The 21,294-nt window shown below is 55.9% G+C and carries 18 protein-coding genes; 5 read left to right on the top strand and 13 right to left on the bottom strand.

Translation table 11 applies throughout. The features are described from left to right. Positions 1-178: 178 nt before the first annotated feature. Positions 179-3,061 carry a spermidine synthase gene (locus VMN77_05425; protein HTN43222.1) on the top strand — a complete coding sequence of 961 codons (2,883 nt, stop codon included), beginning with the start codon at positions 179-181 and terminating at the stop codon, positions 3,059-3,061. Positions 3,062-3,183: 122 nt separating this feature from the next. Here the strand turns inward: VMN77_05425 and VMN77_05430 are convergent, their stop codons facing one another. The 4 genes from VMN77_05430 to VMN77_05445 all read right to left on the bottom strand — a co-directional run bounded on the left by VMN77_05430 (position 3,184) and on the right by VMN77_05445 (position 7,537). Beyond that, entirely contained in the window at positions 3,184-3,873 is a 690-nt protein-coding gene (locus tag VMN77_05430; protein HTN43223.1) for a calcium-binding protein, read from the bottom strand. Positions 3,874-4,005: 132 nt separating this feature from the next. Then, entirely contained in the window at positions 4,006-4,872 is an 867-nt protein-coding gene (locus tag VMN77_05435; GenBank protein HTN43224.1) for a hypothetical protein, read from the bottom strand. A gap of 1,007 nt (positions 4,873-5,879) precedes the next feature. Next, on the bottom strand, positions 5,880-6,608 hold the full coding sequence (locus tag VMN77_05440; GenBank protein HTN43225.1) for a calcium-binding protein: 729 nt from the start codon (positions 6,606-6,608) through the stop codon (positions 5,880-5,882). Between the two features lie 128 nt (positions 6,609-6,736). Next, positions 6,737-7,537, bottom strand: coding sequence for a HEAT repeat domain-containing protein (locus VMN77_05445; protein HTN43226.1), 801 nt, complete (start codon positions 7,535-7,537; stop codon positions 6,737-6,739). 257 nt (positions 7,538-7,794) lie between these two features. Between VMN77_05445 and VMN77_05450 the strand changes: the two genes are divergently transcribed. Continuing rightward, complete coding sequence (locus VMN77_05450; protein HTN43227.1) at positions 7,795-9,132, top strand: MFS transporter; 1,338 nt, start codon at positions 7,795-7,797, stop codon at positions 9,130-9,132. 8 nt (positions 9,133-9,140) lie between these two features. Here VMN77_05450 and VMN77_05455 read toward each other — a convergent pair whose 3' ends face one another. The 8 genes from VMN77_05455 to VMN77_05490 all read right to left on the bottom strand — a co-directional run bounded on the left by VMN77_05455 (position 9,141) and on the right by VMN77_05490 (position 16,025). Next, complete coding sequence (locus VMN77_05455; protein ID HTN43228.1) at positions 9,141-9,773, bottom strand: Fe-Mn family superoxide dismutase; 633 nt, start codon at positions 9,771-9,773, stop codon at positions 9,141-9,143. Positions 9,774-9,830: 57 nt separating this feature from the next. Continuing rightward, positions 9,831-10,034 (bottom strand): hypothetical protein, encoded by a 204-nt coding sequence (locus VMN77_05460; protein HTN43229.1) that lies wholly within the window; start codon positions 10,032-10,034, stop codon positions 9,831-9,833. Continuing rightward, the gene (locus tag VMN77_05465; protein ID HTN43230.1) at positions 10,031-12,934 is read right to left on the bottom strand and encodes a cbb3-type cytochrome c oxidase subunit I; all 2,904 of its coding nucleotides are present in this window, start codon (positions 12,932-12,934) and stop codon (positions 10,031-10,033) included. Before VMN77_05465 ends, VMN77_05460 begins: the two co-directional genes overlap by 4 nt. Before the next feature lie 53 nt (positions 12,935-12,987). Next, entirely contained in the window at positions 12,988-13,557 is a 570-nt protein-coding gene (gene pal / locus VMN77_05470; protein HTN43231.1) for a peptidoglycan-associated lipoprotein Pal, read from the bottom strand. Positions 13,558-13,586: 29 nt separating this feature from the next. Next, entirely contained in the window at positions 13,587-13,769 is a 183-nt protein-coding gene (locus VMN77_05475; protein HTN43232.1) for a hypothetical protein, read from the bottom strand. Positions 13,770-13,878: 109 nt separating this feature from the next. Then, positions 13,879-14,289, bottom strand: coding sequence for a CBS domain-containing protein (locus VMN77_05480; protein ID HTN43233.1), 411 nt, complete (start codon positions 14,287-14,289; stop codon positions 13,879-13,881). Positions 14,290-14,381: 92 nt separating this feature from the next. Beyond that, positions 14,382-14,918, bottom strand: a complete 537-nt coding sequence (locus VMN77_05485) for a BON domain-containing protein (GenBank protein HTN43234.1) — start codon at positions 14,916-14,918, stop codon at positions 14,382-14,384. A gap of 108 nt (positions 14,919-15,026) precedes the next feature. After that, complete coding sequence (locus VMN77_05490) at positions 15,027-16,025, bottom strand: sugar phosphate nucleotidyltransferase (GenBank protein HTN43235.1); 999 nt, start codon at positions 16,023-16,025, stop codon at positions 15,027-15,029. A gap of 353 nt (positions 16,026-16,378) precedes the next feature. Between VMN77_05490 and VMN77_05495 the strand changes: the two genes are divergently transcribed. Beyond that, the gene (locus VMN77_05495) at positions 16,379-17,857 is read left to right on the top strand and encodes an ATP-binding protein (protein HTN43236.1); all 1,479 of its coding nucleotides are present in this window, start codon (positions 16,379-16,381) and stop codon (positions 17,855-17,857) included. Beyond that, positions 17,850-19,253: a sigma-54 dependent transcriptional regulator gene (locus tag VMN77_05500; GenBank protein ID HTN43237.1), complete on the top strand. Its 1,404-nt coding sequence runs from the start codon at positions 17,850-17,852 to the stop codon at positions 19,251-19,253. Before VMN77_05495 ends, VMN77_05500 begins: the two co-directional genes overlap by 8 nt. 34 nt (positions 19,254-19,287) lie before the next feature. Here the strand turns inward: VMN77_05500 and VMN77_05505 are convergent, their stop codons facing one another. Continuing rightward, positions 19,288-20,025, bottom strand: a complete 738-nt coding sequence (locus tag VMN77_05505) for an FKBP-type peptidyl-prolyl cis-trans isomerase (GenBank protein ID HTN43238.1) — start codon at positions 20,023-20,025, stop codon at positions 19,288-19,290. A 201-nt stretch (positions 20,026-20,226) separates the two neighbouring features. Between VMN77_05505 and VMN77_05510 the strand changes: the two genes are divergently transcribed. Continuing rightward, positions 20,227-21,285 carry an efflux RND transporter periplasmic adaptor subunit gene (locus VMN77_05510; protein HTN43239.1) on the top strand — a complete coding sequence of 353 codons (1,059 nt, stop codon included), beginning with the start codon at positions 20,227-20,229 and terminating at the stop codon, positions 21,283-21,285. Positions 21,286-21,294: the final 9 nt, after the last annotated feature.

Below are 21,294 nucleotides of genomic sequence, written 5' to 3' on the forward strand. Positions count from 1 at the left end.
ATTGATTCAGTCCGGGTTTTCGGCTTGACACGCCCCACCGTTTGTAGTAGCGTGAATCGAATTTGTTGATTCACGAGGCCCAGTGAAGGCATGACCCCTGATAGCGGTTTAATTCCCCGCAAGTATTTACTCCCAATCCGAATCCTTCTTCGGATCCCACTTTAATCGACGGTATGGAATGACCCTTCTCATCTGCGCGATCTTCTTCATTTCAGGGTCGTCGGCACTCATCTTCGAGACCCTCTGGTTTCATCAGGCGGGGCTGGCGCTCGGCAACAGCGTTTGGGCTTCCAGCCTGGTTCTCTCGGGTTTCATGGGCGGGCTCGCCTTGGGCAATGCGCTGGCCGCGCGATACGGGGATCGCCTCGGTAACCCGGTACGCGTCTATGCCATGGTCGAATTGGCCATCGCAATATCCGGAATCGGCCTGGTCGTTCTGTTCCCGGTCCTCGGAGCGGAGCTTGCGCCCTGGTTTCGGCCGCTGTTGGAACATCCATGGATCTTGAACCCCGTTCGGCTCTTCCTGGCATTCATCTTGCTGCTCATTCCCTCCACGGCGATGGGGGTGACGCTGCCCTTGTTGACGAAGGTTCTTACGGCCTATGATCCCAATTTTGGCCGGGTGCTGGGGAGGCTCTATGGATGGAACACTCTCGGCGCGGTGATCGGGGTGGTGGTGGGCGAGACCTACTTCATCGGTGTTTTCGGAGTGCACGGGACCGCGTTGATGGCGGGAATGTTGAACATGGCCGCCGCCGCCGTCGCGGTGGGGATCTCCCAAATGGCCTCCCCGCAGGCGTCGTCCCCTTCGGGGGCGGGCCGACGACCCCTTTACCGGACCGCGGAATGGCGCTGGCTTGCCTCGGCGTTTGTATCGGGATTCTGCCTTCTCGCTTTGGAGGTTGTCTGGTTTCGTTTCCTCTTGCTCTTTGTCATGGGCCATGCGATGGCCTTTGCGCTGATGCTGGCCGTAGTTTTGGCGGGCATTGCGCTGGGCGGTCTGGCTGCGTCCCTATGGATGCGCATCTTACCGGAGGCCCATCGCTTCGGTTCGCCGCTGGCCTTTTCGGCCGGGCTTTTGTGCGTGGGCTCCTACGCCGCGTTTCCGCTGGCCCTCCAGCCCTTTGCGGCCTCCCCCTACGTGATCACCGGTCCGGTCGAGATTCTACGGGTCGGAGCGCCCCTCATGTTTCCCGTTTCATTTCTTTCCGGTATTTTCTTCACGCTGGTCGGGGCCGCCCTGCGTCACAGCCTGGCCTCCGAAACCGCAACCACCGGCATCCTCACCCTGGCCAATACCGTGGGGGCCGCGTTGGGTGCGCTGGTCGCCGGGTTCTTTTTTCTCCCGGTCTTGGGAATGGAGAAGTCGCTTTTCTTCATCGCCCTGCTCTATGGGGGAATCGGGGCCCTGCTGTGGCCCGGGAGTCCGATCCCGCGGCGGATCGCGTTCGCGGGCGCGGCCGTGTTTCTGGTGGGCGCGGCGCTCTTTCCCTTCGGGTTGATGGAAAATCGTCTTCTTCAGGTTCCCGTGAAGCGGTATCTTCATGGAGACGCCGCCGGCAAGGTCGCGGGCCTTCGCGAGGGTCTCACCGAAACCATCATTTACTTCGAAAAGGAGATGCTGGGAAGACCGCTGTCCTACACGATGCTGACCAACTCATATTCGATGTCCGGGACGGGAATTTCCTCTCGACGCTACATGAAGTTGTTTGTCTACTGGCCGATGGCGGTCCACCCGAACCTCAAACGGGCCCTCCTGATCTGCTACGGGGTCGGGAACACGGCCAAGGCGTTGACGGACTCGAAAAGCCTGGAGTCCATCGATGTCGTCGACATTTCCAGGGATGTTCTGGAGATGAACGACATCGTCTATCCGAAGCCCGCCGACCGTCCTTTGCAGGACCCCCGGGTTCGTGTCCACATCGAAGACGGGCGCTACTTTCTGCAAACGACGGACCGGGACTTCGATCTGATCACGGCGGAACCGCCCCCGCCCGGGATTGCCGGTGTTGAAAACCTTTACACGCGCGAGTACTTTCAGCTGCTTCACGACCGGCTGTCCGAAGGCGGAATCGTCACGTATTGGCTGCCGCTGCATTCGCTCACGGATGTGAGCACCAAGGCCATCCTTCGGGCCTTTTGCGACGCCTTCGAGGACTGTTCGCTTTGGAACGCGATGGGGACCAGTTTGATGATGGCGGGAACCCGCCATGCCCAGGGGCCGGTCTCCGAGGAGCAGTTTACCCGGCAGTGGGACGACCCGGTTGTGGCGCCCGAGATGAGGGCGGTGGGGTTCGAGCGGCCCGAACAGCTCGGTGCGCTCTATATCGGAGATGCCGAGTTTGTGAAACGCCTCGTCGGGGACTCGCCGCCCCTCGTCGACAATTATCCAAAGCTGATCGAGGCTCCCTTAGGGTCCCAAGAGGAGGTCGGGCGGCTCTTTCGGGGCTTCACCGATATGGACGCCGCGAGGGAACGCTTTCGAAACAGCCCCCTCATCAAACGCCTCTGGCCGGAACAACTGCTGACCGCCTCCCTGCCTTACTTCGGCGTTCAGGATATTATCAACGCCCACTGGTACGGTACGATGCAAAGGGAGCATCCCGGGTACGAAGACGCCCATGCCCTCCTGACCCGGTCTTCCCTGAGCACCGCGGTCCTCTGGCGTTTGGGGAGTGATCCGGACATTCAACGCATCGTGGCCGAGGCCGGGCCGGCGGAACGGGCCGACCCCCTTCTGCAGTACCATCTCGGGATACGCTTCATATCGGAGCGGAATTATTCCGCGGCCGTCGAGCCTCTCGCACGGGCCGGGCAACTCCCGCAGGTTCGCCAAGAGGCTTTTCGCCTCGCCGTCTATGCCCTCGCGATGTCGGGGCGGATCGACCAGGCTCAGAAAATGGCGCAGGAGCGATTTTCCCAGCTCCTGATGACGGCGAAAGGCCCGGCCGTGAAATCCCCGGGCGAAATTCCTCTCCCTCCGTTCTGGCAGTGGATGAAGGAAACTTTCGGAATCGATCCCCGCGTGACCGCCCCCGTTCCACAGGGGGCCCCGAAATGAATTCCCCGGCTTGACCAGGCCCGATAAAGCACCCGGATTCCACCGCGAGATCGGATATGGGTCGGGGATATGTCGACGCAAAAAAAACCGCCCCGCCGGAACGGCGGGGCGGCTTCATTCATTTATGGAACATATACGGCCGCAACGGGAGGTGTGTGGTCATACGTGATCGTCTCGCAGCCATAAATGGCATCACTGGTCACGTGCGTACCCCCATCGCAGGCGTCGATTCCGCCGCCGCCGAAGAGCTTGTCATCGGCGTCCTGACCGTACAGCGTGTCATTGCCGACACCTCCGAAGAGCGAATCCTTGCCCGCTCCGCCGATCAGAAGATTATCCCCAGCGCCGGCGAACAGCGAATCGTTGGCGTCGAAACCGATGAGGATGTCGTTTCCGTTCCCGCCATTGAGTGTGTTCTTTCCGGAACCGCCGATCAGAATGTCATCGCCGTCTCCGCCGTACAGGTTGTCGGTAACTCCGCCCCCGCACACGATATCATTTCCGCCATTTGCTTGGACTGTGTTGTTTCCAGCCATGCCGAAGATAACGTCGTCGCCGTCGGTGCCACGAAGCGTCTCGCTTTTATTGCTCCCGACAAGGGTCGCCGGATAGACACCCGGGTGGTTACCCCCGATGACCCGGGCAAATGGATGTTGCGGATTGGTCGCATTGCATACCACGGCAGTCACGGAACCCCAATAGCCGTCCGTCCAGTCCGCTAAAGCTGGGCTCGCAATCGACGCAGTAAACATGGCCGCGGCAATTAAAAATATCGCTAGAATCGGTAAATGAATCTTTGTTTTGTTCTTCATGACCCTTTCCTCCTTGCTTGAGGTTTCTGTATGCCCGACGTTCGAGCGTGAACCTGTCTGGCCTTGCTAAAGCCCGAACATTAAATTTATAGGCAAACACCCCCTTTCGGCTCGGTCGATTGGCCCTAAACGCTAATCTTCCTTTAATGTCTTCAGCAGCGTCCTTGCCATCTCGCTGACACCCGGATCGGGATCATTTACGGCCTGGTTCAGCGGACCCAGCGCGGCCTGCCCGTTCCGCTCGGCCAACAGCATCAAGGCATCCATCCGATGTTCGGGGCTCGCGTCCCTCAAAGCCACCTCGGATAATGGCTCAAGCGGGACAGGCCCGTCTCCATCCTTCAAGACTTCCAAAGCCGCCTCTCGAACCTGTGAATCCTCGTCCGAAAGGCCGGCAATCACCGCTTGAAGGGTCTCCATCCTTTTTTCTTCAGCCTCCTCCTTTAAAGTGGTTATGGCGGTCATTCGAGCTTGAGGATCAATTGTCGCCGCCGACTCGCGCGCCCGATCCTTTCCAGCGTCGGACGTTCCAAGGGATCCCTCTCGGCCACGAGAAACAATCATGAAATCGGCGTCCCGCTGGGCCGTGCCCGGTCCCGAATTCTTTGATACCACCCTGATCTCAACAACCTTTGGAACGGGCGTACGACCATTTGAAAAAGAAGTTCGAGCGTAGGTTAGGGCATAGCTCTTGCCCTGCAGTATCCGCCGGATTCCTTCCTCCAGCGGGAGATTGTTGAATTCGGCCGAGACGGTTTCATTTGCAACAGAACGATCCAGAGAGGTCTCGACATTCGTAAGCTGGGCTAGCTTTTCCAGGACGTTTATTAAGGATACCGCCACAATCTTTGCGCTCAGATGATTGTCTTTGAGGGTCAGAACAAACGGTGGATCGGAAACGGAGGCGGCGTTTATGTTTTTTTCCCACAGAACGAGGAATGGCAGAATGAATGCGCCCGTTAACGCCAAAACCCTGAACTGTGTTCGATGGTCTTTCATGCGGGAGGATCGTTCCAACTTCAGGCTCCTTCATCCATAAATCTAGATCACCCTTCTATGTGAGTGAGCAATTTTGGTGCCATTATTTATCTCCAAAATACAAGTGCCACCTTGTGATAATGGCAACTACGGTGTATCTAGATGGATAACCAAGTTATCCTAAGAGATACTGTTATCTATCAATCGCTAAGCAGGTGTCTTATTAATTTCATCTCTCTTGACGACAGCAGAACAGCCATGTTTTCTACAAAGATAATAGAATAAAGGATTGTTTGTTAAGCCTTTCTCAAGAGGTTATTGAAAGAATGTAAATTAAGATGGCTCACTTTCTGGCCTAATTTGAATCGTGACGCTGTCTTGAATTTCACTATACGCAGTCTATGTCCCTATCTTTCGTGATATCATAGAAAAATGTTGGCACGAAAAACAAAGAAGCCTTCTCCCGAGCATTCGCTCAGAAGAAGGCTTATATTTTGTAACCCGAAAGCCTGACGGCCAAAGAGGGCGCAAGAGCTTCATCCTCATAGAGAAGCCCTAAGCACCATTATAATCCACAGGAGGCCCTTAGTTCCCTGTGGGAAGTGCCCAGCCTCTAATAAGAAGTAACTTTTAAAGCTTTGGGAAAATTTTTAAATAAAATAATAAAGAATATAAGCATATATGCGGGCTAAATGTCAACTACACAAAAGTGGGTTTTTGAAGTAACCATGAAAGGGTTATCCTTCTGTGATGCCTTTATTCCTTTTCCGCCTTATAAAGTCCAAGCCTAGATTTCCTGGTTGATTGCATCGATTGAAGATAAGTGTTCGTATTCCCGAGGGGTCTACGGAGATGACGTCAACTCCGGTACGAGGATCCGGAGAAGGGGAGTTAAGGGCTTGACAAGACCTGACCTCGATCTCTGATCCGGAAGAACGGTCGGAGATGGATGGGAAAAAAGAAAAAAACCGCCCCGCCGGTTCGGCGGGGCGGTTTTCCTTGCTCAGGGGAACCTTCCGGTCCCCAAATTAAGGAATGGCCAGCATCTTATCGCAGTTCGCGTCGGCGTCATCGGTGCCGGTGCCGCCGTTGCAGGAATCCGCGAGTCCGTCATTTAGTCCCTCGATGTTGTCACCGGTGAGGGAGTCGTTACCGGTCCCTCCGTACAGGGCATCATTGCCGGGACCTCCGATGACGGTGTCATCGTCTCCGTCCCCATACAGGGCATCATTGCCGGCGTCTCCTTTCAGAGTATCGTTGCCCGCGCCCCCGATCAGGGTGTCGTTTCCGTCGCCGCCGGACAGGACGTCGTTTCCGTCGCCGCCGGACAGGGTGTCGTTGCCCCCTTCACCGAACAGCGTGTCGTCTCCGGCTCCGCCGACCAACGTGTCGGAATCGTTCCCGCCGATCAGAAGATCGTTGCCATTCCCGCCGACCAGGGTGTCGTGGCCTCCGAATCCGCAGATGATGTCGTCTCCATCGCGACCGCTGATCGTATCCGGACCGGCACTGCCCTTGATCACATCCTGGTCCCCGGTTCCCGCCTTGACTCCGCTGGCTGTCATAGTATAGGGTGCCGTGGCTGTTGATCCGTCCTCATAGGTAATGGTGACCTCCTCGTCCCCGCACGTCGCGTTTGCGACATTTAAGGTGCTGACCTGGGCAAAGGCCTGACCCCCGGTCAAAACCGTGACCACCGCCAGCGCTGATAGAACAATAGACATTGCCGTGAATTTAAATTTTGAGGTGTGTTTCATGACGATTCCTCCTCCCTCTTAAAATTATGTGATCCAGTTTGGACCCTTAATCCGGGGCATTTCCACCATTTCCGGAAACGAATGATTCGAACTCGCAACCTCCTTTCATTGAAATTTATGAGTGTCCCTTAAGGATTTTTCACCTTCAGCTGCTCGAGACGGGTTAGGGCCAAAGCCCGTTGCTCTTCCATCAGACCTTGAGCCAGCCCCCGAACCTCGGGGTCCGGGTCCTTTAGCGCCTCCCGTACCGGATCCAGCGCGGCGTCGCCTCCTTTCTCCGCCAGTAGCTCCAAGGCGTCCATCCGGAGAACGGGGTTTTCGTCCGTCCTGGAAATTTCCGCAATGGGGTCGAAAGGAATCGGCCGGTCCGATCGTCCCAAACTTTCCAGCGCGGCTTCGCGGACCCTTGGATCCTGATCGCGAAGGCCGGAGTCCGTCGCGTCATCGGGGGGCAAGGATGCTTCCGCCGTCTGCGCGGCCACGGAATGGGGGCGATCTTCCCTCGGGCCTGAACCGGAAAAGGGCGCGGAGGAATCCGATCGTTCGTTTCCTAAAGGGGGGATCGCACCTTTCGGAACAACCCGGATTCCCATGAGCTTCGGCAACGTCGTATCGCCTCTTTGAAAGGAAGTTTGGGTGTAAGTAAGTGCGTAGCTCTTTCCCTGCAGAATCTGCCGGATTCCTTCCTCTAACGGAAGGTTCTCGAATTCGACCGTGACGGACTCATTTCCAATGGACCCGTCGAGACAGCTTTCGATTTGCGTGAGTTGGCTGAGGCGTTGCAATACTTCCTTCAAAGAGATCGCCTGAATATTTGCGCTCAGAAGATTGTGTTGGTAGCTCAAAACAAACAAGGGCCCGGCCGCGGATTCGGTTGTGGCGCTCTCTGCCCCTACCCCGAGGAAGGGGAAAATCAGGATCCCGGTCAACAGCACAATCCTAAGATTTGCTCGACTCCGGTTCATGGGGTTCCAGATAGGGTTGGTTTGGGAAGTAATGCATCGGACTATACCCATAACTTATGGAAAATGTCAACTACACAAAAGAAGGGTTTTTGGGGGATGGAAATGGGCCGTTGGCTCGGAAAGCCTGCTGGGGCAGTTTAATGATAATTCTTCCGCGTTGCCTTTGGTTAACTCTATCCTTATAATAATATGATGCATCGCCAGGGATTAGGGAATATTCCGTGAGGGAAGAGGAGCGCCAAACCAATCCGGGGCCAAAACCCTTTTGGGCCGAGGTGAGCGGATACCAGTGGCTGGTCCTGACCGTCGCCTGGCTGGGATGGGTCTTCGACTCGATGGATTCCACCCTTTATGCCGTGACGCTTCAACCGGCGCTTCATGAGCTCCTTGGGGCCGAGAATTCGATTCAAGGAATTGAGTGGTACGGCGGGGTTATCTTCTCGGTTTTTCTGATCGGATGGGCTCTGGGCGGCGTGCTGTTCGGCGTCCTGGCAGATTACATCGGTCGAACCCGGACAATGATCCTGACCATACTGATCTATTCGATCTTTACAGGCATGGCCGCGCTCTCACACACATGGTGGGAATTGACGGCATATCGGTTCTTGACGGCTTTGGGCATCGGCGGCGAATGGGCGGCGGGTGCCGCGCTGGTGGCCGAGACCTGGCCGGAAGCCAAGCGGGCGAAAGCGGCGGGGATTCTTCAATCGGCCTGGGCGGCCGGTTTCTTTCTCGCCGCGTTGGCCAATCTATGGCTCGGATCCTACGGGTGGCGAATCCTATTTCTTGTCGGGATACTTCCGGCGCTGGTGACCCTCCTGGTTCGTTTTACGGTGAAGGAGCCGGAGCGCTGGCTCAAGGTGGGCGAGGACCGGAAGCATGCGCTTCAGAAAGTCGCTCCCGCTGCGCGCTCGGAGCGGGAGCGGGAACTGCTCGAGTTCAGTCTCAAACGGTTGTTCCGTCGAGACCTCCGGAGTCGCACCGCGGTAGGATCCCTCCTGGCCTTTGTCGCCGTCTTCGGCCTGTGGGGCGCCACGAACTGGACGCCGACCCTGGTCCGTGAAATGCTGGCTCCTCAGAATCTGGACCCGGGCGCCGTCAATCGGTATGTGAGCTATTCGGTGATGAGCCTCAACATCGGAGCGCTGGCGGGCTATCTGGCCTTTGGACCGATCGCCGATCGCATCGGCCGCCGCGCCACGTTCTTTCTCATGTGTCTGGGCAGTTTTGTCATGCTGCCCCTCACGTTCTATTCGCCGAAAGATTATACCGTCGTTTTGGGGCTGCTTCCGGTCATGGGTTTTTTCAACAACGGAATCTTCAGCGGCTTTCCGATCTATCTCCCGGAGCTTTATCCCACCTCGATCCGTGCCACCGGTGTAGGGTTTTGCTTCAACATCGGGAGAGTTCTGGCATCAACCGGGCCCTTGGTCAAAGGATACCTGGGCACGCTGTTTGAGCCCGGCAAGGCCGCCAGTCTGATCGGAATCGTCTACCTCTTGGGAATCGTCGCACTCCCTTTTGCTCCGGAAACGAAGGGGAAGCCGCTGCCGGATTAGGCCTGCGGCTAGACCCGATGAATTATCCCTTGTTTCCTTCGTCCCTCATTGGATTGAGCGGCCTGGAAACGCCCGTCGACTATGTTCCAGTCGATGGTCCTGAGAAAGACCTCGATATAATCCCCCCGCTTGATCCCATAATCGATGATATAGGCGTGTTCAAACACGTCCATAATCAGAAGGGGAACGGCTCCGGAGAGTTGGCCCGCATTGTGTTCGTTGATCCAAACGTTGAAAAGTCGCGATTCCATGGAATCGTAGGACAGCACCGCCCATCCGATGCCGCGAAGCGCGCCGGTGGCCTCAAAATCTTTCTCCCAACGGTTGAAACCGCCGAAATCGTTCACCAGTTTTTTAAATAACGACGAGCGTTCGTCTATCGGCGCGGGATCCTTGGTCAAGTTACCGAAATAGTATTCGTGCAGGCGCATGCCGTTAAATTCCCATCCGAATCGGCGTTTCAATTCTCCGTAATCGGGCGTTTCCGTGTTTCCGTCCTGCAACAGCTGATTCAAACGCTCGACCATTTTATTGGTGTTCGCCACGTAGCCTTGGTATAAGGAAAAATGGGTTTTCAACAACCCATCACTCAAGCCTTTTATTCCCAGCAGGTGATTAAAGTTCTTAGGTTCATATTTCATGTTTTTCCCCCTTTCGAATGCCCATCCATGACCCCGGGTAAAAAAATCCGAAGATTCCTAGTCCGTACTCCAGTATTGGATCGTATAATAGACCCCCCAGATCAACAGGGCGATCGAGACGAGCGTGAGCCACAGTGGAATTTTTCCGTGCCGTTCCGCAATTCCCGAGTCCTGGTATCGATAGACCTCGTCCCCGGGGGCTTTGGTCGCTTCCGATCTGTTCAATGTCTCCGTCCCCTCTGTTTTGGTCATTGGTGTCATGGCAGACCTCCCGATGTTTCTACCGGAGAGGAGACCCGAGCGATTCGGGCCTTCTCAGGCCGACCCCGAACCAGGGCCTCATCAATTTCCCCCCGCTGCGCCGCCGGAGAGAGCGAAGCCCAGATGCGCGTGAGGGATACGTCGTGATCCGACTCCTTCAGCCCCGCCGCGGCCAGCTCGGCCTCATGGGCCCGCACCCGAAGGGACTGGACATAATGAACCACGTCCCAAGCCTCCGAAGGCGAAAGCTTATCCTGAAAGGGCGGCATCGGCGTTCCGCCCACCCCGGTCAGGATCGTCTTATAAATGTGTGCTCCATCATGACCTAGCTTCACCCCGCCGTGATCGCCCGCCGGTAAGGTGAAGTTGGCCGGATGTTCCTGATGACCCCAAACGTCCGTCAGCCCTTTGGCCAGCACCCCGTCGCCCTTTCCTCGCGCGCCATGGCACAGGTAACAGATGGCCTTGCCGTGGAACAGTTTTTCGCCGTTTGCGATCGAGGCCTCGGAGACCGGTGGCTCGGAGGATACAGGGATCGGTTGGCCGAGCGGCTCTTTTTGCCAGCGATCCGAGAAGGATTTAATATACTGGATTACGGCCATCCGTTCACGCTCCGAGATCTCCTGCCACGTCGGCATGGCCGTTCCCCACAGCCCGTGGGTGACGGTGATAAAGAGATCACCGTCGGTCGGGAGGGAATCCTTCCCCGGCGTCGATCGGAATTTGAAAATTCCTCGGGTAAAATCACGGGGCTTGGGATCCAAGAAAACGGCGGAGGGTCCGTTCCCATCCCCCTTCTCTCCATGGCATCCGACACAACGGCGCAGATAAACCTGTTTCCCCAAGGCCATCAGATCCCCCCGCTCCATCGGATCGACATTGAACGACGCCCCTGTTGCGAGGCGGGTCGGCGTGAAGACCTCGCGCCAGTCGCCGATGCCGGTTCCCAGTTTCTGGATATAGGACACCAACGCCTTCCCGTCGTCGTTGAGGCGCGGAGGCTCATTTCCCTTCGCCGGATCGAACAGCCAGGGGAACGACGGCATAATCGAGTCCGGTACGACGGCCCGGGGGTTCCAATGGTGGGCGGCATGCCAATCATCTCCGTATTTTCTTCCAACCCGTGTCAGGTCCGGACCGATGCGGCGAGTTCCGAAGAGATGGGGAAAATCAAAGGCGTATTCCCCCGCCTGAGACACCGGCCCCCAACGCATGGATTCTCCCGTGACCGGACGGACGTATTGAGAGTGGCAGTACCAGCATCCCTCCCGGATATAGACTTTCCTCCCCTTCGCTTCAAGCGGGCCGTAGTCGGCCACCTGGATCGTTTTATTCGTGACCGCATCGGTCACCGTGTTGGTTCGGTCCTCGGGCATCATCCAGGGGATGATGCCCTGGATGAAAACGGCCATAAAGAAAAATCCCAATCCGGCGGCAAGGAAAACCGTGGAGGGGGTCTCGATCCAACCCCCCTTGGGCCGGGGTTGTGTTGACGGGGCTTGCTCCCAAAGAGAGCTGTCCGGGACCGCCCGCTCCACCGGTTTTCCTTCACGCGCCGTTTTATACAAGTTGATCACCAAAAGAAGAAATCCGATATCCATCGTCAGCCCGGCGAGACTCCGTACCGCCCACCAAGGCTTCAACTCTTTCACGGTATCGACGAAATTGGCCTGGTACTCCAGCATTGACCCTTGGACGAACCCCATGGCGGTCAGGACGGCGGCCATCAGGCTGAATCCCGTGATCGTCAGCCAGAGATGCCAGCTGGCTAACCGGTTGCTCCACAGTTCACGGCCCGCTACCCGCGGCCAGACGTAATACAGACCCGCGATCGTCCAGACCACCATGGCGCCGAAGACCGTGAGATGTGAGTGGGAGATGACAAAATCGTTAAAATGGGTCAGCTGCTGGACCCGGCGGAGCGCCTCGGTCGATCCTTGAAAGCAGCCCAGCCAGTAATAAATGGCCCCGAGAATCAAAAACTTCGCGGCATAATTGTCCCCTCCGCCCCCTCCCAGGATTGTGCCCCAACGCCCTTTCATCGTCCCGAAGAAGTTCACGGTGACGGCCCAAACCGGAATAATCAGAAACATACTGGTCGTGATCGCAATCGTCTGATTCATATGGGGGATCGGACTATAAAGGTAATGATGGATTCCGACCATGGGGTAAAAGATGGCCAGCGACCAGAACCCCAACAACGATAGACGGTGGCTGTAAAGGGGGTTTTTGGAACTGACCGGGAGAAAATAATAAATCGTCGCGAGTCCGGCCGGGGTCAGCCACAACCCGACGATATAATGGATATACAGGCCGTGCATCGCGGCGCTGTTGACGCCCGAGAAGGCCGGGACGTATTTTAGTATGACATCCCCTAATATCAGGTTCAGGACGGTCCAAATGAAGGCGGCAGAGGTGTACCACATCGCCACATAAAAGCGCCTCTCCTTGCGCCGCCAGATCGTTCCCAGGATCTGGATCGTGACCGCGCCCAAGACGAAAAATCGCAGGATCGCAAAAGGCCATTCGAACTCTCCGGCCTCCAACCCCGCGTTATATCCGAGCATGAAGGAAATGGACCCGAAAAAGATAAAGGCATTCCAGATCCACAAAAGCCACCGGCCCCATTCCTCTTTATACATCCGGACCCCGCAGAGGCGGGGGACGAAATAGTAGGCGAGGGCGATGAAGGTGGTGGAGAAGGCTCCGAAGATCACGCCGTTGACATGAACCGGCCGCAGCCGTCCGAAGGTCAGCCATGAAATGCCGCCCAGAAAATCGGGTTCATGAAACTTGATCGAAACAAGCAGGCCGACCAAGGGAAAGACGGTCAGCCAGACCAAAGCCCATGTCAGCCATTGCTTGACCAATGACCGGTTCACAAGGACTTCGCCGTCCATGGATATTCTCCTTTCCGAAGAGAGAAGAAAGGGTAAACCTTCGGGGATCTACTTCAGGTTCCCGCAGTTAAGGAGACAAAATGGCCCCGCCGGTTTTCCTGATAACACGTCTTGTTGTGTTGGAGGCAGAAGGGCTTGTCCTTTCCATAGCTGATGACCGAGATTCGAGAACCCTCCACTCCCAGCGTGACCAGATATTGTTTCACCGCCCCCGCCCGATGGTTCCCCAAGACCAGATTGTATTCCTCAGTGCCCCGGTCATCGCAATGCCCTTCGATCTGAACTTTCAGATCGGGGTGTTTATTAAGGAACTCGGCATCTTTTTGTAGGCCTGCTTTGGCGTCGTTCCGGATCAGATATTTATCAAAATCAAAGAAGGCGTCCTGAAAGGATTGACCGGAGAGCCCGACTTCGAGCGGTTTGGAGGCTTCGGTCGATTCCTGTATCGGATTCGTAGGAACAGTCGGTGAATATGCCGGAGGCGCTGGGGGTTTCGTCGCCTCGGTGTCCGAGGAGACGTCGCTTTTGACGGTGGCCGTCGCCGTTTTCCGATTGCAGGCCGGCAAAATCACCAAGAGCATCAACATAATAATGATTGCGGAAGCGGATCTGAGTTGCGGCATGGGCTTAACTCCTTTCTTCCAAAGAAAGCTTAATAATACCGATCCCGTCCTGACTGGGTCTTTGGAAACGGGGACGAGGGCCGGTCCCGGTTCGAGATGACGACCGTATCGACCAGATCCCCGCAATGCACACATCGGCACATGGGGGTTCCACCATCCCGGGTAAAGATCCGTTCTTCAACCATGATTCCCTGACATCGTCGACATTTCATTTGAATCCCCTCCATTAATGTCCTGGTTTGTGGCCTGAAGGCCCCCCGCAGGCCCTGGCCGGGAACACCCTTCAGGCCCGTTGCTTTCTCGAGTCGCCGCAAGGGGGGACTATTCCAGGCCCAGGCCGGCGTTGACCATCGCTCGGAGAAGGTCGTGGAGACTGACGGTCTTGATCAGGTAGCCGTCCTCCACGACCGGGAGGTTGAGCAGGTGGTTTTTTTCTATATACCTCAGGGCTGTTTCAATCGGGGTGGTCTGGTTTACGAAATGAAGCTCCCGGCTCATGATGTCCTCCACCTTGGTCGACCGAAGCTCTCTTCCGGATTCAATGACCTCAAGCAGTTCGGATTCGCTGACGAGCCCGACGAACCGGCCCCGATCGTCAACGACGGGGGCCTCGGGGGCGTGGGCCGAGAGCAACGTCTGGGCGACCATCGTCCCTTCCGTGCCGATCTGGACGCGAACCGTGTTCGTCCCTTTGACATCCTGAATCGTCCGATACAACGTTTGAATGGCCATAATTCCCTCCTTTGGGCCAGGATCCGGGAAAACAACCCGATCGTGGCCCTATTGGTGCGGTGCCTTCCATGTCTTTGGATTCACAATCGTCCTCAGACCTGTTGAAAGGTTTCCATTTTGTCGACGACTTTAGACACATCCGGAAGCATTGAAACGAGTCGATCCGCGAAGTGTCTCTCACGGGACCGATCGACGATGCCGCGCAGGGTCACAATGCCGTTGACCACGCGTACCCGTAGTTGCCTGATATCGATCAGCGGGTTTTCGATCAGAGTCGACCGGGCCTTTTTTTCTATCGCGATGTCCTGATCCAGAGGCGGTATTACCAGGATGTTGTTCTGGACCCCTCGTACCCCGGGGATCTGCATCGCGATCAGTTCGGCCAGGCCTTTTTCCTCCCCGGTCAAAACAGTTCCTTCCAGTTTAACAATCCCGTGATGGGACGACACCCCGATGCGGTTCAGGTTCAAATGACCGTCTTTTTCCATGGTGGACTCTGTGGCTGTTTTGATCCAGAGATCCCCTTTCTCCATCGGCGTCGCAGGGGAGGCCGGCCCCGGGATCAGGATCACCAAAAAGACGGCGGCGACTACCAATGTCCACGCTCCGATGTTCATCAGTTTATTCACAATAATCACCTCCCGAAACACGATTTTCCCATCCGTATTTCCTTATATTTTATCAATAAATTTCAGGTCCCTCTTTCCGTTTTGGCCGGCCGACCTTGGGTTCCGGATTCAGGCCGTCCTAACTACCGGATGGTTTGGGGGGCCGATTTGCTCCAAGTCGCTCAGACAACCCAATCGCCTTAAATCATTCAATACACGATGCTCCGATCCCCAGTCGCTCCACGAAACGCCGTCGATGTTCAAAACCGCCAAGTGGGACTGATACCGCCGGGCGAGATTTTCCAGGATCTCCTTTGAAAAATTCATCGGCGTCATTTGAGTGTAGACCGATTCGACCACGTCGTATTCGGCGGGAGTATCAACGGCCTCCCCGATGCGTTTGTAGGCAAGAAAAACATCCGGGACGCATAAGGCCATTAGATCCAGCATGGTTTTAAGCCGGAACACCATCACCAATGAATTCCACAAGCCTCCTCTTTGTATAAGGGTGTGGGCCGCGTGTGACCCGGGTTTTTCGATGAATTTCAAGACGGTTCGGATTTCCTCCGAGCGGTTATCTTCGACGGGGGGGCCCGGAAGGATATAGCCGTATTCGGATTCGGGTTCCCGCGGCTTGATCCCCAACAGGACCAATCGCGAAGGATTGCGTTCAACATACCGAAAGGCGCGTGCCACGTAATCCATGAAGGAGTCTTCTTCCACAATGAAATGGTCCGAAGGAAAGACGGCTACGACGGAGGCCGGATGTCGTTTGGATAGGTAAATCAACGGCAAAAAGAGTCCGGGCCCGGTGTCCTTGTTTTCCGGTTGTACAATAATCGTCTTCTCCCCACGTCTCGCGATTTGGCGTTGGACATCGAGATAGCGTAGGTGGCTCTTGTTGATGATGGTATAGAGATACTCCGGGGGGATGAGTTTTTCAACCCGGTAAAAGGTCTGTTCAAGCATCGATCGTGTTCCGTAGAGATTTACAAACTGCTTGGGCAGGGCATTCCCTCGAAGCCGTTGGACCAATGATCGCAGGCGCCTGCCGTCGCCCGCCGCCAGCACGATCCCGCAACGATGAAAGCCGTATGACGATTCCCGTGTTTTCTCTTCCATCATCATGAATTTCATCTCCCCCGAACGAATCACGGGTTTGGGTCGTGATTGGTTTACTGAGCGAACATTGCAAGGACGATACCAAATCGAAAAGTTACATTTAATTGGGTCGTCAGCAAGAAGAGAATCGGGAAATGGGAGCGGTTATCAGGTTTCAACACCCGATTTTCGGTAAATCGATCCTGATAGATGAGGATGCTGAACCCGCTTAAACGGGGAATGAGTCCGCTGTGATGCATGGTCCGGAATTTGCTTTAGGAAGTCTGCAGAAAGTGACTGTGACTTGAGACGTGAGCCCTTCGTATGATAGCATGAACGATATGTATTCCATCTGGTCGTTTAGGTCGCGCCTTACGTGGATGATGCTTCTGATCCTGTTGACCACGACGGGGTTGCTGTTTGTCCTGAATTATCAAATGGAAAAACAAGTGTTGACCGATCAAATCCGCCAGCGCGCCTTGCTGATGGGAAAAACTCTTCAGTTGAACCTATCCCGCTTGCTCTTAAGGACGGACCATCAGGTTCTCGCCAACCTTTCGGAGGACGACCGACAACAAATCCGAGACTTCATCCAGCATTTCAGCGATGAGGAAGCCCGCTTCGACATTTTTAGCGTCAATGAAGGAATCAACGACCTCTATTTCATGGACGACCAAAATAAGGTGGTGATCGACAATCCGGCGCAAAGGGAAGGACGAACCCTTCCGCCGGACGAGCAAATCGGCCCGGAGACGATGGCCTATTTGAAGAAGAACAAGATCGACACGCGGATCCAGAACCGGGGAGATCACACCTATATGTTCATGACCTTTCCCGTATTCCAGAAGAATCGACTTTTGGGCCTTGGTAGAATCGAAATGTCGATGGATTCTGCGGTGGCGCAGTTGGACCGCATCAAATTGTGGGGCTTGTTCACGACCGCGGGGCTTTTTATGATTGCACTGCTTTTTGCTTCCTATTTTGCCAAAAGCGTGACCCGGCCGATCGGCGAATTGGTCCGGGCGGCGGTCCGGATCGGTCAAGGTGACTTTGACCAACGACTGGATGAATCCCGCAGGGATGAAATCGGCGTCTTGATGGCCACCTTTAACCGCATGACCGAGGGAATCGTCAAACTGGAAGAAACGCAAAAACGGGTGGAAAAGCTCGAGATTGCCAGCCAGTTGGCCGCCCGGGTCGCCCACGAAATTAAAAACCCGCTGAACAGCATCGGTCTCATCATCGATCATATGCGGGACCGGTTTGCCCCGGCGAGTCAACCGGAACGCGAGAAATTCCTGGATTTGTCCAGCAACATCCAGCGGGAGGTGGATCGGCTGAATAAAATCGTCGAAGGTTTCCTTCGCTCCGCAAAGCCAATCTCTCTATCTCGGCAGCCGACGGATCTGAACGGTTTGATCGACGAAACGTTGGCCTCCATCATTCCCGAGGCGGACCAGCAGAAGGTCACTATTCATCGTCATTATCAGGGGAACCTGCCCCGGCTGTCCGTGGATTATCACCAGTTGCGCCAGGCGCTTCTCAACCTGTTGATCAATGCGTTGCAGGCGATGCCGACCGGAGGCGAACTGTCCCTGACCACCTCGGCTTTAAACCATGGGACGGAAGCGGTGGCGGTTTCGATCGCCGACACCGGTTGCGGGATACCCCCCGAAAACCTGCCGCGGCTTTTCGGTACCTATTTCACCACGAAGGAACGCGGCTTTGGATTGGGGCTTTCGATCGTAGAGCGGATCGTTCAGGAGCACGGCGGAAGGATCAAAGTAGAAAGTCGGGTCGGGAGGGGCTCGGTGTTTACGCTCCTGTTCCCGATTCAAGGGGAAACGAACCATGCCTAGTGTACTAATTGTCGATGATGAAAAAGTGCAGACCAGCATCTTGGGTGACATCCTGACTCATGAGGGGTATGATGTCACCACGGAGAATAACCCGGAACAGGCCCTCGCCCTGGCCCAAAATCAATCCTTTGATCTGGTGATCTGCGATATGAAAATGCCCCAGATGGACGGGATCGAATCGCTCAAACGCCTCCGGAAAATCAATCCGGACCTCAACGTAATCATCATGACCGCCTTCGGAACAATCGAAACCGCCGTGAAAGCCATGCGGGAAGGGGCGTTTGATTATGTCATGAAGCCGTTCTCGAAGGAGGAACTCTTGATCACCATTCAACGCGCCATCAAGAATCAAGAACTGGTGCGGGAAAATGTTTATCTCCGGGAGGAGCTGGGTCTCCTTGAAGATTCCGTCCGATTGATCGGGGAGAGTGAGGCGATCCAGAATATTCACCGGATGATCGCCAAGGTGGCCCAAGATGACAAGGCCACGGTCTTGCTCCAGGGAGAAACGGGAACGGGAAAGGACCTCATCTCAAGGGCCATTCATCAGAGGAGCCCCCGGCAAAAGGCCGCGTTTATCGTCGTCAACTGCGCCGCGGTCCCGGAGGGACTGATGGAAAGCGAATTTTTCGGGCATGAAAAGGGGGCATTTACCGGCGCCGTGACGGCCAAACCGGGACGGTTTGAACTGGCGGATCGGGGGACCCTTTTTTTGGATGAGGTGGCCGAACTGGATGCCAACGTCCAGGGCAAACTGCTCCGGGTGCTTCAGACCAAGGAGTTTGAACGCGTCGGCGGAACCCGTACGCACCGGGTCAATGTCCGGGTCATTGCCGCCACCAATAAAAACCTTCAGGAAGGGGTGCGCTCGGGACGATTTCGAGAAGACCTTTTCTACAGACTCAACGTCGTGCCCATTACGATTCCCCCCCTTCGAGAACGGAAGGAAGACATTCCCCTACTGACTGAATACTTTCTGAAAAAATTTCAGGCGGAGGGCAAACGAAAGGTCCAGATCTCTCCGGATGCCATGGAGGCACTGATGAAGTATAATTATCCCGGAAATGTCCGAGAGCTTGAAAATCTCCTCGAACGGGCGATCATCCTCTCCGATGGAAAGGTCGTCACCTCCCGAGAGGTCCATCTCTATCCCCTCGATCCCCCCTCTCCGTCCAATGTTCCGGTCGCACCGGAAGACGGGACCAAGACAAACTCCCTTCGCGATGTCAGCCGCCATGCCGCGGAAGAGGCGGAGAGAGTCCTAATCATGGAAACCCTTCTGAAAACAAATTGGAACAGGGTCAAGGCGGCGAGGGCGCTCGGAATCGATTACAAAACGCTTCGCCTCAAGATCCGCCAGTTCGGACTCGCGCCCGGCAAAAGCCTGATGCCCTAGCCACTCCAAAAGGATCCGGCGCTCACCATCCCGTTTACTTCTTTGGTGTTTTCGTTTTTTCCTGAGTTGGCGTTTTCGCCTTTTCCTGAATGGAGAGCAGTTCCACCTCGAAAACGAGCGTGGAATTGGGCCCGATCATTTGACCGGCTCCCCGGGGCCCGTAGGCGAGGCTCGACGGGATGAAGAGCTGCCATTTTGAGCCGACCGGCATCAACTGCAGCGCCTCGGTCCAACCGGAGATCACGCCCGACACCGGAAAAGTGGCCGGCTGTCCGCGCTTGTATGAACTGTCGAATTCAGTACCGTCGATCAGGGTGCCCCGGTATTGGGTGGTGACCGTATCGGTGGCCTTGGGTTTTTTCCCGGTGCCGGCCGTAATGACTTTATACTGGAGACCGCTCGGAAGGGTGACGACCCCCTCCTTTTTCTTATTCTCGGCTAAATAAGCCTCGCCTTCCTTCATGTTTTTGTCCCCGAGTTCTTTGTTGTGCGCGATGGCCTTGGCCTTCAACTCCTGTTCAAAGGCGGTCATCACGGATTGGATTTCTTCTTCCGTGAGCAAAGGTTTCGCATCCGACATCGCGTCTTTGATCCCTCGCGCCAACAGATCCGGATCAACCTCGATGGCCCGTTGTTTGAAATCGGATCCGATGTTCAGCCCGATGCTGTAGCTGACCTTGTCCTTTTGGGTCTTCAGGACCGTGGAGTCCGCTCCGCGAGCCGAACCGGCCAGCAGCATAATTCCGAGAACCGCCACCAATCGAAATAACATAAAATCTCCTTTCCTCGATGAATGCCCCAGTTCTGCACCGGCCATTTCCCGCGCGAACATCACAGAAACAGCGGACTTCAAGTGGGGCTTTTGTTATTTGTGACACTCTTGTATAATCAATTTCTCCGGATGAGTCAATCATTATGTTGTAAGAACTTGATCATGAGGGGAAAGTGTGATTTGGCGCATGAAAGAATCTTGATGAAGATCTTACGGCGGAAATGGGTCTGGCTACCGGTGCTCTTGGGGGTCGTCCTTCTCGTCGTCTTCCTGACGGTCCATGGAAAAAAGACGGGTCCGTCCCGGTCCGAAAGGCCGTTGATCCATGCGGAACTGATCAAACTCCGATCGGAAGAAATCCCTGTTTACCGGGAGGTCACGGGAACCGTCGCCTCCGCCTCGGCCGCGACCCTGGCCAGCAAAGTACTCGGGCAGGTGGAGGAGATCCGAGTGAAGGAGGGAAATCGGGTAAAAACGGGTGACGTTTTAATCACCCTGGACAGCCGTGCGCTCTTGGCCCAACGGGAGCGGGCGGAGGCCGAACTTGAAAACGCGAAGATCCATTATCAGAGGATCAAAACACTGTTCAAGGAACGATCCGCCACCCAGCAAGAATTGGATAATGCCGAACGGACCTATAAAGTGGCGGAGGCGACGTGGAAATCCATCGAGGCCGATTTGGCGTACACCACAATCAAAGCCCCTTTTGACGGGGTGATAACGGAAAAATTGATCGAGGTGGGGGAACTCGCCTCGCCGGGGCGGTCCCTCTTGCGAATCGAGGATGAGGGGCATCTACGTCTCGAAGTCCCGGTGGCCGAGACGGACGCGGCCGGCCTGCGCATCGGGCAAACCGTCGTGGTTCGCCTGGATGCCCTGGATGGTCTTGCCCTCGATGGCCGTGTCGCCCAGATCCTGCCGGCCGCAGATCCGTCAACGCACTCGTTTTGGGTAAAGGCGGACCTTCCGTCGGTTCCCCGGATCAGGAGCGGTCTGTTTGGGAGGATGGTGTTTCCCATCGGACGACGAAGCGCCTTGATGATCCCTCAAGCGGCCGTTCAGGTTGAGGGCGAACTATCTCGGGTGTACGTAGCTGACGAATCCGCGATCGTTCAGTCGAGACTGATCCGGCCGGGACCGGTACGGGAGGGACGGGTCGAAGTGCTCTCCGGCCTCGTGGACGGCGAGCGGATCCTCGCCCGTGCTTCGGACGGTCGGGAGGGAGCCATCGTCCGGATTCCGGAGGGAAGCCGGCCATGAATCCGAGTA

Source organism: Nitrospiria bacterium (genome assembly GCA_035498035.1).
Classification (GTDB): Bacteria; Nitrospirota; Nitrospiria; order JACQBZ01; family JACQBZ01; genus JACQBZ01.

Bases quoted from the DNA above. Each gene is read 5' to 3' on its own strand.
- VMN77_05500 (HTN43237.1), top strand. From the start codon at position 17,850: ATGCCTAGTGTACTAATTGTCGATGATGAAAAAGTGCAGACCAGCATC.
- VMN77_05430 (HTN43223.1), bottom strand. From the start codon at position 3,873: ATGAAGAACAAAACAAAGATTCATTTACCGATTCTAGCGATATTTTTA.
- VMN77_05490 (HTN43235.1), bottom strand. From the start codon at position 16,025: ATGATGATGGAAGAGAAAACACGGGAATCGTCATACGGCTTTCATCGT.
- VMN77_05425 (HTN43222.1), top strand. From the start codon at position 179: ATGACCCTTCTCATCTGCGCGATCTTCTTCATTTCAGGGTCGTCGGCA.
- VMN77_05495 (HTN43236.1), top strand. From the start codon at position 16,379: ATGATGCTTCTGATCCTGTTGACCACGACGGGGTTGCTGTTTGTCCTG.
- VMN77_05475 (HTN43232.1), bottom strand. From the start codon at position 13,769: ATGAAATGTCGACGATGTCAGGGAATCATGGTTGAAGAACGGATCTTT.
- VMN77_05435 (HTN43224.1), bottom strand. From the start codon at position 4,872: ATGAAAGACCATCGAACACAGTTCAGGGTTTTGGCGTTAACGGGCGCA.
- VMN77_05465 (HTN43230.1), bottom strand. From the start codon at position 12,934: ATGGACGGCGAAGTCCTTGTGAACCGGTCATTGGTCAAGCAATGGCTG.
- VMN77_05480 (HTN43233.1), bottom strand. From the start codon at position 14,289: ATGGCCATTCAAACGTTGTATCGGACGATTCAGGATGTCAAAGGGACG.
- pal (HTN43231.1), bottom strand. From the start codon at position 13,557: ATGCCGCAACTCAGATCCGCTTCCGCAATCATTATTATGTTGATGCTC.
- VMN77_05440 (HTN43225.1), bottom strand. From the start codon at position 6,608: ATGAAACACACCTCAAAATTTAAATTCACGGCAATGTCTATTGTTCTA.
- VMN77_05455 (HTN43228.1), bottom strand. From the start codon at position 9,773: ATGAAATATGAACCTAAGAACTTTAATCACCTGCTGGGAATAAAAGGC.
- VMN77_05460 (HTN43229.1), bottom strand. From the start codon at position 10,034: ATGACACCAATGACCAAAACAGAGGGGACGGAGACATTGAACAGATCG.
- VMN77_05510 (HTN43239.1), top strand. From the start codon at position 20,227: ATGAAGATCTTACGGCGGAAATGGGTCTGGCTACCGGTGCTCTTGGGG.
- VMN77_05505 (HTN43238.1), bottom strand. From the start codon at position 20,025: ATGTTATTTCGATTGGTGGCGGTTCTCGGAATTATGCTGCTGGCCGGT.